At 43.5% G+C, this 13644-nt stretch carries 13 protein-coding genes; all 13 read left to right on the top strand.

Going from position 1 to position 13644, the window contains the following annotated elements:
* The first annotated feature begins 87 nt into the window (after positions 1–87).
* Positions 88–1764 (top strand): excinuclease ABC subunit UvrC, encoded by a 1677-nt coding sequence (gene uvrC / locus ACSFC1_RS06775; RefSeq protein WP_435565349.1) that lies wholly within the window; start codon positions 88–90, stop codon positions 1762–1764.
* Positions 1765–1773: 9 nt separating this feature from the next.
* On the top strand, positions 1774–2226 hold the full coding sequence (locus ACSFC1_RS06770; RefSeq protein ID WP_435565348.1) for a hypothetical protein: 453 nt from the start codon (positions 1774–1776) through the stop codon (positions 2224–2226).
* Positions 2223–3512, top strand: a complete 1290-nt coding sequence (locus tag ACSFC1_RS06765; RefSeq protein WP_435565347.1) for a nucleotidyltransferase — start codon at positions 2223–2225, stop codon at positions 3510–3512. Before ACSFC1_RS06770 ends, ACSFC1_RS06765 begins: the two co-directional genes overlap by 4 nt.
* 15 nt (positions 3513–3527) lie before the next feature.
* Positions 3528–4040, top strand: a complete 513-nt coding sequence (gene cobO / locus ACSFC1_RS06760; protein WP_435565346.1) for a cob(I)yrinic acid a,c-diamide adenosyltransferase — start codon at positions 3528–3530, stop codon at positions 4038–4040.
* Between the two features lie 72 nt (positions 4041–4112).
* On the top strand, positions 4113–5651 hold the full coding sequence (locus ACSFC1_RS06755) for a LytS/YhcK type 5TM receptor domain-containing protein (RefSeq protein WP_435565345.1): 1539 nt from the start codon (positions 4113–4115) through the stop codon (positions 5649–5651).
* The gene (locus tag ACSFC1_RS06750) at positions 5608–6279 is read left to right on the top strand and encodes a LytR/AlgR family response regulator transcription factor (RefSeq protein WP_435565344.1); all 672 of its coding nucleotides are present in this window, start codon (positions 5608–5610) and stop codon (positions 6277–6279) included. Before ACSFC1_RS06755 ends, ACSFC1_RS06750 begins: the two co-directional genes overlap by 44 nt.
* A gap of 110 nt (positions 6280–6389) precedes the next feature.
* The gene (locus ACSFC1_RS06745; RefSeq protein ID WP_435565343.1) at positions 6390–8135 is read left to right on the top strand and encodes a carbon starvation CstA family protein; all 1746 of its coding nucleotides are present in this window, start codon (positions 6390–6392) and stop codon (positions 8133–8135) included.
* Positions 8136–8435: 300 nt separating this feature from the next.
* Positions 8436–8810, top strand: a complete 375-nt coding sequence (gene rpsL / locus ACSFC1_RS06740) for a 30S ribosomal protein S12 (RefSeq protein WP_435565342.1) — start codon at positions 8436–8438, stop codon at positions 8808–8810.
* A gap of 18 nt (positions 8811–8828) precedes the next feature.
* Entirely contained in the window at positions 8829–9296 is a 468-nt protein-coding gene (rpsG, locus tag ACSFC1_RS06735; protein ID WP_435565341.1) for a 30S ribosomal protein S7, read from the top strand.
* Between the two features lie 11 nt (positions 9297–9307).
* The gene (gene fusA / locus ACSFC1_RS06730; protein WP_435565340.1) at positions 9308–11392 is read left to right on the top strand and encodes an elongation factor G; all 2085 of its coding nucleotides are present in this window, start codon (positions 9308–9310) and stop codon (positions 11390–11392) included.
* Positions 11393–11412: 20 nt separating this feature from the next.
* Entirely contained in the window at positions 11413–12615 is a 1203-nt protein-coding gene (gene tuf, locus ACSFC1_RS06725; protein WP_435565339.1) for an elongation factor Tu, read from the top strand.
* Positions 12616–12674: 59 nt separating this feature from the next.
* On the top strand, positions 12675–12983 hold the full coding sequence (rpsJ, locus tag ACSFC1_RS06720; protein ID WP_041083329.1) for a 30S ribosomal protein S10: 309 nt from the start codon (positions 12675–12677) through the stop codon (positions 12981–12983).
* A 19-nt stretch (positions 12984–13002) separates the two neighbouring features.
* Entirely contained in the window at positions 13003–13635 is a 633-nt protein-coding gene (gene rplC / locus ACSFC1_RS06715; protein ID WP_435565338.1) for a 50S ribosomal protein L3, read from the top strand.
* The last annotated feature ends 9 nt before the right edge of the window (positions 13636–13644 follow it).

Raw genomic sequence — 13644 nt, 5'->3', positions numbered from 1 at the left:
ATTCAAGTGGTGAGTGTGTTAAAGATTTTAGTATCTTGCGATATGCGACAGCTCGGTACAGTAGAATTATCTGAGGAGGTATTGGGTTTGGATCTCTCGCTTAAAGCAAAGCTGGCACCCAACAGACCAGGTGTATATGTTTTCTACGGTTGTGGCGGCGAATATCTATACGTGGGGAAAGCAAAAAAACTTCGCAACAGACTGCTTTCTTATTTCAGGGAATCAACACACAGAGAAAACAAGAAAGTTGAAAGACTGATTCACGAAGCTCATGAACTGGATTACACACTCGTTTCTAATGAAAGAGAGGCTCTATTGCTCGAAGCTACTCTTATCTTTGAACACAAACCGAAGTACAACGTCATGCTTAAGGAAACGGAATTCTATCCGTACATAGAAATAACAAAAGAAGAGTTCCCAACTTTGAGAATTGTGCGCAGAAGGCTTTCAAATGGTGAATACTACGGACCATACACCAATGTGAGGTTTGTCAGAGATCTATTGGACTTTCTTCAACAAGTCTATCATTTCAGAACCTGCCAGAGAGATTTGACAAAACAATCCAAGCCATGCATGGATTTCTACATGCATCGATGTGAAGCACCATGTGCAGATCAGATTTCCAAAGAAGACTATGAGAAAATGGCGATTGAACCGATAAGAGAGTTCCTCAAAGGCGATGTTTCTCCAACGATGGAACTCATCGAGCAAAAGATGAAAAGACATGCACAGATGATGGATTTCGAGAACGCAGCGAAGTACAGAGATCTTCTTTTCAAATTCGAAAAAGTGATGGAAAAACAAGGAGTGGTGCTTGAACAATTTAGAAATTTAGATGTCATTGGCAGGGTAAAAGATCTATATGTTCTTTTCAGAATTCGTAGCGGTCACATGCTTGCCAAGCTTGTTTACGAAATGGATTCCGCAGATATCAAGGACTTCGTCTTCAATTATTACATGGTGAACAAGAACGATCTTCCACCTGCCATAATACTGCAGAGAAAGATCGATTTAGACCTACCAGTTTACTGTGGTAGACCACGAGACGAAGCCGAGCAGAATCTGTTGAACAAAGCCATTGAAAACGCGAAGAGTGAGTTGACGGTTAGAAGCATAAGGAAAGATTCATTGGATTCACTCATGAAAATTCTATCTCTTTCGAAATACCCGCATCGAATAGAGGGCTTCGATGTTGCACATCTTCAAGGTGGAACAACTGTAGCATCAGTTGTCGTCTTTCTTGACGGAACCCCATACAAAAGAGACTACAGACACTACAATTTTGGAAACAAAAGGATAGATGATTTTGGAACTATCAGAGAGCTTGTAAAAAGGAGATACTCGAAATATCCATTGCCTGATTTGATATTTGTCGACGGGGGAGTGGGGCAGGTCAGGGCAGTGAAGATGGCGCTTCAAGAGATTGGTAAGGATTGTGATGTTGTGGGGCTTGCCAAAGAGCATGAGATCGTTTGTACAGCAGAAGGTGAACTGTTTCTGAGTTTAGACAGTCCTATTTTGAGGATATTGGTTTCAATAAGAGATGAAGCACACAGATTCGCAAACACCTTTCACAGAAGATTGAGAACGAAAGATGCTCTCATTTCAATTCTCGATGAAATACCGGGTGTAGGTCCAAAAAGAAAGAAAAAACTCATTGAAGTCTTTAAAAGTATTGATCGATTAAAATCTTCAACTGTTGAAGAAATTGCAGAGGTTTTGGGTAGTAGAAAACTCGCAGAAGTGATACTCTCAAAGATATGAGGTGGTACTATGAGAACTGCTTTGTACCTCTTGTTATTACTCGGTGTTTTCTGTGCAGCCATAGGCATAGTCATGGCTTTGGCATATGGTCTGTTCCTGTATGTCGCTCCCATTTTCAAAGACGCCTTTGGCTTGAGTTTTCACACCTCAAGGTGGTTTTTCTTTGTTGTCTTATTGACGATTTCTTCGGGTCTATGTACCAGTTTTTACAGTCTAGCAAAGGCAAACGACGACAACTACATGATATTTCTATCCTTTGCCTTGATATCAAATGGTTTTTCGCTCGCAGTGCAACTCTTCAGAATGATCGTTCACGGTTTTGCGTGGATTGGTGTTGAGTTAGCTGGCAAATCTGGAGATATCAGGGCTGTGCAGCTTCTGTCGATGGGCTTTCTCGTTTTCACGTTGCTCAACTTTGTGCTCTGTTTGAGCATCCTTAGAGAGGAGAAGTTGTCTCGTTGAGGGTTCTGGGAATAATCGTCGAATACAATCCATTTCACAACGGACACTTGCACCATCTGAAGGCTGCTAAGGAGCTCGTCAAGCCAGATTACACTGTTGCGGTAATGAGTGGGAACTTCTGTCAAAGAGGAGAGCCGGCGATCATAGATAAGTTCTCAAGAGCTCAAATAGCACTTCTCAACGGTGTAGATGTTGTTTTTGAACTGCCGTTTGTTTTTGCGATTCAAGATGCTGGTGGTTTTGCAAAAGGAGCAGTCTGGCTCTTAGAACGCACAAAGGTCGTAACAGATATCGTCTTCGGTAGTGAGTCGGCAAACCTTGATTTTCTCACCAAGATTGCAACGGTAATGATTCAACAACCTGAGCCATTTCCTGCGTTGATGAGGGAAGAACTGAAGAAAGGAAATTCTTTCCCGAATGCCAGAAAATATGCGTTGTTAAGGTATTTTGAAGTGACGAAAGAGATGGACCCCAAGGAAGTTCTCAAGATAGAGAAATCTAATGATATCCTTGGTATCGAATACATCAGATCTTTGATGGAACTGAGAAGTGAGATAAAAGTTCGCGTGGTAAAGAGAGTAGGTGCAGAGGATCACGACATATCATTTAAGGGAAAGTTTTCGAGCGCAACTGCGATAAGGAAAATGATAGTTGACGGCCAGTGGGAGAAAGTTTCACAAGCCGTCCCCGAGACAAGTTTGAAGATAATCTACAAGGAACTCAACGAAGGCAGAGGACCTGTGACATTAGACCAGTTAGAACAGGTGATACTCGCCCAAGTGAGACTCTCTAACAGAGACAAATTACAGCAACTCTATGGATTCAGCGAAGGTATTGATCTGAGATTCGTAGAATGCGCCATGAAATCTGGTGAATTGCAGCAGTTCTTTGAATGTGTCAAAGCTAAACGTTTTACCATGAGTAAAATCAGAAGATTGGCACTTTATGCACTCTTTGAGGTTTCTCAAGAGTTCCTAGATCGATGCAACGAAGTTGGACCACAGTATCTAAGAGTTCTTGGCTTCACTACCAAAGGTAGAGAGCTGTTGTCTTTCATAAAGAAAAAATCAACTGTTCCGGTCCTTTCTGTCTGTTCAATGTACAAGAAGGTTATAGAAAAGGCTCTCAAGGACAAATCGGGTAGATTCATTATCGATCCTCGTTTATTTGAAAATCAGTTGCTCATGGATGTGAAGTCGACATCAATTCATTCTCTGTTGTTTCCAAACAAATCCGAAAGGTCCGCAGAGAGAGACTTTCGTGTACCACCCGTGATCGTCACATGATAGGAGGGTAGTGACATGATAGGTTACGTACAGGTCTACACTGGTAACGGTAAGGGCAAAACAACGGCAGCCCTGGGATTGACACTCAGGGCGGTTGGTAGCGGTTTGAAGGTTTACATTGCACAGTTTATGAAGGGAATGGACTATGGGGAACTGCATTCTTTGAAACTTTTGCCGAATGTGACGATCGAGAGATTCGGCAAGCCATCATTCATTCATGGAAAGCCTGATGAAGAAGACATCAGAATCGCTGCTGAAGGTCTGAAAAGGGTGAAAGAAATTCTCACCACTGGTGAGTACGACATAGTGATCTTAGACGAGGCAAACGTTGCATGCTATCTTGGACTGTTTTCTGCCGAGCAACTCGTTGAGGTTGTTCAATCGAGAACCCCATCAACTGAGGTGATCGTCACCGGTAGATATGCACCTGAGGAACTTCTGGAAATTGCAGACCTTGTGACAGAAATGAAAGAGGTCAAACATTACTACCAAAAGGGAGTTTTGGCAAGGAAAGGCATTGAGTACTGAGTTTTGTGAAAACTTTGAGTTGCTGTTTTTATGAGATCTATCTTTTGATATAAAATTCCATTAGGTGAGATTGTGTATTTGTTGATCACGCTCTTCGGTAGGATGACGATACTCGGAGTGACTATCTTCTTTGCTCTACAGTTCTACAAGACGAAGAAGTCCTTTGTCAAATTGTTTGAAGGAAATAAACCGATTGTTCTGGGTGTCTTTGGTGGTCTTTTCGGAGTTCTGGGGACTATCTTGGGACTGCCGTACAAGGGTGCGATCATAAACTATCGAGATATAGGAGTCATAGTCGCCTCACTTTACGGCGGTCTGCCGGCATCTCTGCTCAGCAGCTCTATTGCCTCCTCTCACAGATTCTTCTTGGGAGGTCCATCTGGCTTTGCGTGCGCTGTTGGCACACTCTGTGCTGGTCTCTTCTCAACCAGTCTCAGAGGCTGGTACCTGCGTTCTAAGGAGAAAGTTATTCTCGGCAGTCTCATATCTGCCTTTTCGGAGCTTGTTCATCTTTTTGTCGCATATTTCCTTATTATACCGCGCTCACTGGCAGCAGACATCGTTTTGAATGCATTGGCACCGATGGTGATAACCAACGCTTTTGGTGTGGCACTGATATTGGCACTCACGAAATTCACTGAGCAGGCTGTCAAAGATGCTTCATCGAAGGTATTTTCAACAACCCTTGCCGTGGCAGAAGACGCAGTGAAGACCATTGAGGAGCCGAGTACGGCAAACATACAAAGGTTCGCCGAGAAGCTTTCAACTATTCTTGGAGTTGAGAAGTTGATAATTGATTTTGATGAAAGAACTTCACGGCAGGAAAGCAACTGTCCTGTTAGGGCATGCATTGCGTTGAAAAGCAGAGGTAGGACAATAGGTAGGTTGATGGTTCTGAACAATACGGAACTACAGGAAGAACAGACTTTAATGTTGAGGGAGATAGCAAAATTCATCGAAATGGTTGTCGTGGCGGCAAGAGCAGTTAAAGAGTCGATACTCGCACGCGAAGCACAGATGAGAGATTTTGCTTCAAAGCTTGGTCCTCACTTTTTGTTCAATACCCTTGCGAGCATAAGATATCTCATAAGAAATGATGATGAAAATGCAGTGAAGATGGTTGACGAATTATCTGAACTGCTCAGGTATTACTTCAAAAACAAAGAATCTCTCGTAACACTCAGCGAAGAGCTGAGAATGATTGAATATTACCTTTCGATAATGAAGCTCAGATACGGAGATTCATTGGTTTATGAAATAGATATTCCAGAAGATTTGAAAGATCAACAGGTTCCAACAATGATTCTGCAACCGATCGTGGAAAATGCTGTAGAGTATGGAGCGAGGGATGGTAAGATCTCAGTAAAAGTCAAAGTGAGTTCAAAAGATAGTGAACTGATACTGAGGGTTTCTGACAAGGGTATGGGCATGAAGTCTGCGCAGAAAGGTATTGGAATGACTCTTGTAGAAGCACGGCTACGCAATCTGTACGGGGACAGGGCAAGAGTGGAATACAAGAATAAAGATGGATTAACTGTCACGATAACTATACCAATGGAGGGGGCTCATGATAAGAGTCGCTATATTAGAAGACGAGCAATTAGCTCGTGAGAGTATCGTTCAGATGGTGTCGAAATATCCTGAACTTAAGCTCGTTGGTGTCTTTGCCTCGCCAAGGGAATTCTTGAGACGTCTGACAGAGTTTGATGTTGCGTTCGTCGATATAAAACTACCTTCAGAATCTGGAATAAACATCGCCAAGAAAATCAATAAGATAGGTATAGTTTTTGTAACCGCATACGAAGAATACGCCGCACAAGCTTTTGAAATAGGAGCAATAGATTATCTTGTCAAACCTGTTAGAGAAGAAAGGTTCAAACTTTGTGTTGAAAGAATACTTCAAGCCTATTCACGTCCTCTCTTAAAGTTGCCCGTGCGTGACGGTAAAGATGTTCTCATGCTCGATTTTGAAAAGCTCTTTTACATCGAAGCCTTTGGTAAAAAATGTGTTGTCATGACCCTCGATGGGGAATATGAAGTGTATCACTGGGGTATTAGTGAACTTGAAAGAAGACTACCCAAGAACTTTCTAAGAGTTCATAAATCGTACATATGTAATTTGAACAAGGTTAAGAGGCTAATTCGCCTTCCGAATATGCAAATAGAACTCGAAAATGGTTATGTGATACCTGTTTCAAGAATGTATCAAAGAGTTGTCAAGTCTTCTCTCTTCGTGTGAGGTTCGTTTTTTTGCCATTCATTCCCTACAGTTGCCTTTCGATCCTTCGAATATCCTCCACCTTCATACAATGATAGTTGAATTCTTTAAAAAAACGGAGGTGATCTTTAATGAACTCGTTGGTCCTCGCAATAATAGCTTTCATAGGCTACATAGTTGCGTACAACACCTATGGTAAATGGCTTGCACAGAAGCTTTTTGGTTTGAAGGACACAAACCGCGTACCTTCTAAGGAATTCAAAGACGGTGTCGATTACGTTCCAACCAGGAGGCACATCTTGCTCGGACACCATTTCACTACGATTGCTGGAACCGGTCCCATAGTTGGTCCAGCAATAGGTGTTATATGGGGATGGCTACCAGCATTTTTGTGGGTCTTTCTGGGTCCTATATTTGCCGGTGGAGTGCATGACTTTGTCTCACTGGTCATCTCATCAAGACACGGTGGCAAGACCATAGGAGAGATGACAAAAGGCATCGTCTCGAACAGGGTTGGAATAATCTTTCTGATCCTGATACAGTTCCTGCTGTGGATCGTTCTGGCGGTATTTGCTATGATAATGGGTATTTTGTTCAATATGTATCCACAAAGTGTCCTGTCAATTTGGATGGAGATACCAATTGCCATGTGGATAGGTTACATGGTTTATAAGAAGGGCAAGAAAGATACCGTCTACTCGATCATAGGTCTCATTCTGCTTTATGTCTTTGCAGTGATAGGAATTTACTTGCCGTTGAAAATGCCGCAGATCGGTGGTGTTTCTCCGATCGTCTCGTGGATAGTCATTCTTCTGGCTTACAGTTACTTTGCATCCGTTCTACCAGTGCAGACGCTGCTGCAGCCTCGTGATTACATAAACTCTCACGAGCTGTTAGTATTGATGGCTGCGTTGTTCTTAGGTACACTCGTTGCAAGGCCACAAGTCGTTGCACCTGCTTATCAACAAGCGGCTGGTGCACCAAATCTATGGCCACTCTTGTTTGTCACAATTGCCTGTGGCGCCATAAGTGGTTTTCACAGCCTTGCCTCTTCAGGGACAACGGTCAAACAGCTTGAAAAAGAGACAGATGCGCAGTTCGTTGGTTATGGAGGAATGCTTCTTGAAGGTTCGTTGTCTATTCTGATAATAATTGCGGTAACAGCGGGAATCGGAATGTACGGTGCGGGGAGTGCAGGGTACCTGAAATACTATTCTTCTTGGTCGACGACTGCTGGCGCAGGGCTGGCTGCTCAATTGAAGGCCATTGTTGAAGGAGCTTCTAATTTGATGAATGCAATAGGCATTCCAAAGCAATTGGGAGCAACGCTGATGGCTATCTTTGTGGTTTCTTTTGCTGGGACAACATTAGACTCTGCTACAAGAATACAACGTTTCGGACTCGAGGAATTGTTTAAAGGCAAAGACATGAAACCAATTGGTCCTTTTAAGAACAGGTATTTCACAACCTTCATTGTGGTTCTGGCAGCTTTCGCGCTTTGTATGGTTTCGCCAGATGGCAGGGGCGCCATGAAACTTTGGCCAGTCTTCGGAGCTTTGAACCAACTTTTAGCAGGTCTTGCATTGATGATTGCAACTGTTTATCTCGCCAAGAAGAGAAAACCGATCTGGCCAACCTTGCTTCCGATGATTTTCATGTTGACGGCTACTATCTGGGCAACGGTACTGAATATCAAGACCTATTATTTGGCGAAAAACTGGTTACTTGTGTTCATAGCCACAGTGACACTGATCATAGCTGTATGGATGATAGTAGAAGCCTTCATCTCCACGGTAATGGCTTACAAGAAAAAATACGTTTACCAAGAAGAGTTCACAAAGAGTGGTGTAGCAGGTCAACATGTTCATATAGACTAACATAGAATTGCTGTCGCGGGCAGGCTCTTGCCTGCCCTTATTTTTCGAGATGAGAGAAAAGGTTTCTTTAGATGAATTTCATGGATTTCGTGAAACTACTTTGATTGGGAAAATATTTCATCACCTTGAATGCCTGCTGGGACTATTTGAAATCGAAATAATAATTTCAATTCTTTGTTGCTCTTGCCTTTCAGAGTGGTAGTATAATGAATTTTGCTGAGCTTTGACGAATAGAAGTTGACAAATTGCCGTTTTTATTATAGAATCGGCATTTGGTGTGTCGTTGAAGGGAGGATACAGATGCCGACAATAAATCAGTTGATCAGGCTTCGAAGATCTCAGAAAATTGAAAAGTCGAAGGCACCAGCTTTACAGGGCAATCCCCAGAAGCGTGGTGTGTGTATTCGTGTCACAACCATGACGCCAAAGAAACCAAACTCAGCTCTGAGAAAGATCGCAAGAGTCAGACTGTCTAATGGTACAGAAGTAACTGCGTACATACCTGGTATTGGGCATAACCTGCAGGAACATTCTGTTGTTCTTGTTAGAGGCGGAAGGGTTAAGGATCTTCCGGGTATCAGGTACAAGATTATACGCGGTACTCTCGACACCGCAGGTGTCGAAAACAGAAAACAGTCACGTAGCAAATATGGTGCAAAGAGATCAAAGAAGTAGTTTTGGGAGGATGATCTAATGAGAAGGCGAAGAGCAGAAGTCAGAGAGGCATCTCCTGACCCCGTGTACAAAGATGTGCTTGTTGCAAAACTCATAAACAAGATCATGTGGGATGGTAAGAAAGCAGTTGCTCAGAAAATAGTTTACGACGCTCTGGATTACGTAAAGGAAAAATCTGGCAAAGATCCTCTGGAGGTATTCCAAAAGGCAATGGAGAATGTCAAACCTGTTTTGGAGGTCAGACCAAGACGTGTTGGTGGAGCGACTTACCAAGTTCCCGTTGAGGTTCAGGAGCCCAGAAAAACCTCTTTGGCACTCAGATGGGTGATCAACGCCGCCAGATCGAAAAGAGGAAAACCGATGTATATAAGACTTGGCGATGAGATTCTTGCTTCTTATCAAGGTACTGGTGTTGCAGTGAAGAAGAGAGAAGACACACATAAAATGGCGGAGGCGAACAGGGCATTTGCCCACTTACGGTGGTGAAAGGAAAGATCATGATAGAAGTCGATGCGCTTTATGTTTCGCTGGACAGGTTACGCAATATCGGAATAATGGCTCATATAGATGCCGGTAAGACGACGACAACAGAGCGTATTCTGTACTATACTGGCCGTAAACATGCGCTTGGTAGCGTTGATGAAGGTACCGCCACGATGGATTGGATGGAGCAGGAAAAGGAACGTGGAATAACGATTACCGCTGCGGCTACCACTTGTTTCTGGAAAGATCATCGAATCAATATAATTGATACGCCCGGCCATGTGGATTTTACCATTGAAGTGGAAAGAGCTCTAAGAGTTCTCGATGGAGCAGTTGCTGTTTTCGACGCAACAGCTGGTGTGGAGCCACAGACAGAAACTGTGTGGCGCCAGGCGCAGAAGTATGGTGTACCGCGAATAGCTTTTATGAACAAAATGGATAAAACCGGAGCAGATTTCTTCATGGCAATGAAGACAATGGTTGATAGACTTCATGCAAGGCCGATAGCTATACAGATTCCCATAGGTAGTGAAAGAGATTTCGCGGGTGTTGTAGATCTCGTTAGAATGAAAGCAATCACTTGGCTGAGTGAAGATGGTAGCGAACTGTCGATCTCAGAAATACCAGATGATATGTTTGATTTTGCTGAAGAAATGCGAGAAGAGATGATTTCTTTACTCGCCGAAGAAGATGAAGAGCTGATGGAGTTGTACCTTGAAGAAAAAGATATATCTGTAGAAAAGATAAAACGTGCTCTGAGAAAGGCAACGATAAACAACAGACTCGTTCCAGTTTTGTGCGGAGCTGCAGCTAGAAACAAGGGAATACAGCCTTTACTTGATGCAATAGTAGACTATTTGCCTTCACCATTGGACATTCCGCCTGCAAAGGGATTGACTCTCACAGGAGAGGAAGTGGAAGTCCTACCTACAGTAGAAGGCGACTTTGCAGGGCTTGCATTCAAAATACAGACAGATCCATATGTTGGTAAGCTCACATATGTTAGGGTGTATTCAGGAAAACTGGAGAAAGGAACTTATATCTACAACTCAACAAAACAAGTTCGCGAGCGTGTTGCCCGACTGATGTTCATGCACGCGGACAAGAGGGAGGATGTCAACTACGCAAGAGCTGGAGACATAGTCGCGTTGATAGGTTTGAGAAGCACAACTACGGGTGACACTCTCTGCACACAGGAAAAGCCAATTCTGCTTGAAAAGATAGATTTCCCAGATCCAGTGATCTCAATCGCAATAGAGCCGGTTACTCACGATGATGAAGAAAAGATGGTAAAAGCAGTAAGTGCGTTATCTGAAGAAGATCCGACTCTCAAAGTTAACGTTGACAAAGAGACTGGACAAGTTGTGTTGTCGGGTATGGGAGAACTTCATCTTGAGATCATCACAGATCGACTCAAGAGGGAGTTCGGCGTAAATGTTAGAATAGGTAGACCTCAAGTCGCGTACAAGGAAACCATAAGACAAGCAGCAGAAGCTGAGGGAAAGTACATCAGACAAACAGGTGGTAGAGGACAATACGGACATGTTATAATGAGATTCGAGCCGTTGCCCTTAGACGGTGAAAAGCATTTTGAATTCGTTAACAAAACGGTTGGAGGTGTGATACCTAAGGAGTATATCCCGGCTGTTGAAGAAGGTGTAAGGGAAGCAATGGAGACTGGTGTCTTGGCAGGTTATCCGATGATCTGTGTCAGAGCGGTTTTACTGGATGGTTCGTATCACGAGGTTGATTCATCGGAAATTGCCTTCAAGATAGCAGCAAGTCTTGCTTTCAAGAATGCCATGAGAGCTTGTCAGCTGATTTTGTTAGAGCCGGTGATGCGACTCGAGATAATCACACCTGAAGAATACCTCGGTGGGATCATAGCGGACCTGAATGCAAGAAGGGCACAGGTTGAATCTTTGGAAAGTCGAGTCAATCATAGGGTTGTGAGAGCATTTGTACCTCTGTCTGAGTTGTTTGGCTATGCCACAACACTCAGATCTCTGAGCCAAGGAAGGGCAACTCACATAGCTCAGTTTTCTCATTACAAAGAGGTACCTGATAGAGTTATCGAAAAGATACTGAAGGCTGTTTAGGTGTGAAGGAGGGAGAATGAATGGCAAAGGAAAAATTCGTGAGAACAAAGCCACATGTCAACGTTGGTACCATTGGACACATAGACCATGGAAAGACCACGCTGACAGCGGCGATTACAAAGTATCTCTCGTTCAAGAATCTTGCTTACTATGTTCCGTACGATCAAATCGACAAAGCACCTGAAGAAAAGGCTAGAGGAATCACTATTAACATCACGCACGTTGAGTACCAAACAGAAAAAAGACATTACGCACACATTGACTGTCCTGGTCACGCAGACTACATAAAGAACATGATCACTGGTGCGGCTCAGATGGACGGAGCAATCCTTGTTGTTGCAGCAACAGATGGACCAATGCCTCAGACACGCGAGCACGTTCTGTTGGCAAGACAGGTTAACGTTCCAGCTATGGTTGTCTTTCTGAACAAGGTTGATGCTGTTGATGATAAGGAATTGGTTGATTTGGTCGAAATGGAAGTTAGAGATCTTCTCACGAAGTACGAATTCCCAGGCGATGAGGTTCCAGTCATAAGAGGTTCTGCCTTGCTCGCTATGGAAGGACCAATGAATCCAAACGATCCTGTTTACAAACCTATTCAAGAACTCTTGGACGCGCTTGACAACTACATACCTGATCCACTCCGTGAAGTTGATAAACCATTCCTAATGGCTGTTGAGGACATCTTCTCAATCACCGGAAGAGGAACGGTGGCAACGGGTAGAATCGAGCGCGGAAGAATTAGACCTGGCGAGGAAGTGGAGATCGTTGGACAGAGTTACGAGATCAAGAAGACAGTTGTCACGAGTGTTGAGATGTTCAGAAAAGAACTCGACGAGGGAATTGCTGGTGACAACGTTGGTTGTCTTTTGAGAGGTGTTGACAAAGACGAAATCGAACGCGGACAAGTTCTCGCTGCTCCTGGTTCAATCACACCTCATACAACCTTCAAAGCCAACGTGTACGTTCTGAAGAAAGAAGAAGGTGGAAGACACACACCATTCATGAAAGGTTACAGACCACAGTTCTTCATCAGAACAGCTGATGTCACTGGTGAAATCGTTGAACTTGGGAACAACGCAGAAATGGTCATGCCTGGTGATAACGCTATTTTGACGATCAAACTCATATACCCAATAGCGATTGAAAAAGGTATGCGCTTCGCAATAAGAGAAGGCGGTAAGACAGTTGGAGCAGGTGTTGTCGCTGAGATCATAGAGTAGTTGCCGGGTAGGGAGCTATGCTCCCTACCCTTTTCGCAAAGAAGGAGGGAACGAAATTTATGCCTGGACAGAAAATCAGGATAAAACTTAAAGCTTACGACCATGAAGTTCTCGACGAATCTGCTAAGAAGATTGTTGAGGTGGCAAAATCAACGAACGCAAAGATATCAGGGCCAATACCGTTGCCCACGGAGAGGTCTTTGTACGTTGTCTTGAGATCGCCTCATAAACACAAAGACTCCAGAGAACAGTTTGAAAAACGCGTTCACAAAAGATTGATAGACATAATTGAACCATCTCCGAAAACAATCGACGCCTTGATGAAGATAAACCTCCCAGCAGGGGTCGACGTGGAGATCAAACTCTAATCGTCGGAGGTGTACTAAGATGAAGATGCTCCTTGGTAGAAAGATAGGAATGACTCGTTTATTCAACAACAACACAGTCGTGCCAGTTACAGTAATTCAGGCTGGACCGTGCTATGTTGTTCAGAAGAAAACCGTTCAAGTTGATGGCTACTGTGCAGTTCAACTTGGTTTTGAAGAGACCAAAAACTTGAACAAACCACTTGAAGGACACTTTAAAAAAGTTCAGTTGAAACCCATGAGGTTCCTCAGAGAAATGAGATTGACAGATGAAAAGGAGCTTGGATCGTATGAAATCGGTCAACAGATAAAGGTTGATCAATTCCAAGTTGGCGAGAAAGTTGATGTGATTGGCTGGACAAAAGGAAGAGGGTTCTCAGGAGCAATGAAGCGTTGGGGATTCTCTGGTGGTCCATCTGCACACGGTTCGAAATTTCACAGAGAACTTGGCTCACTTGGACAGCATACAGAACCAGCAAAGATTTTCAAAGGTAAGAAAATGCCTGGAAGGTATGGCAACGAGCGTGTCACCACACACAATCTTGAAGTAGTCAAACTCGATGCTGACAACAATCTAATAGTACTCAAAGGCTCAGTCCCAGGTGCGAGGGGAAGTCTGGTACTCATCAGGAGTCCCAGGAAAACCCGAAAATGAACCATGAGG

This window comes from Pseudothermotoga sp. U03pept, assembly GCF_051235805.1.
Lineage (GTDB): Bacteria > Thermotogota > Thermotogae > Thermotogales > DSM-5069 > Pseudothermotoga_B.
Note: the sequence above shows the minus strand (reverse complement) of the source record. Positions and strands in the feature narration are given on the sequence as shown.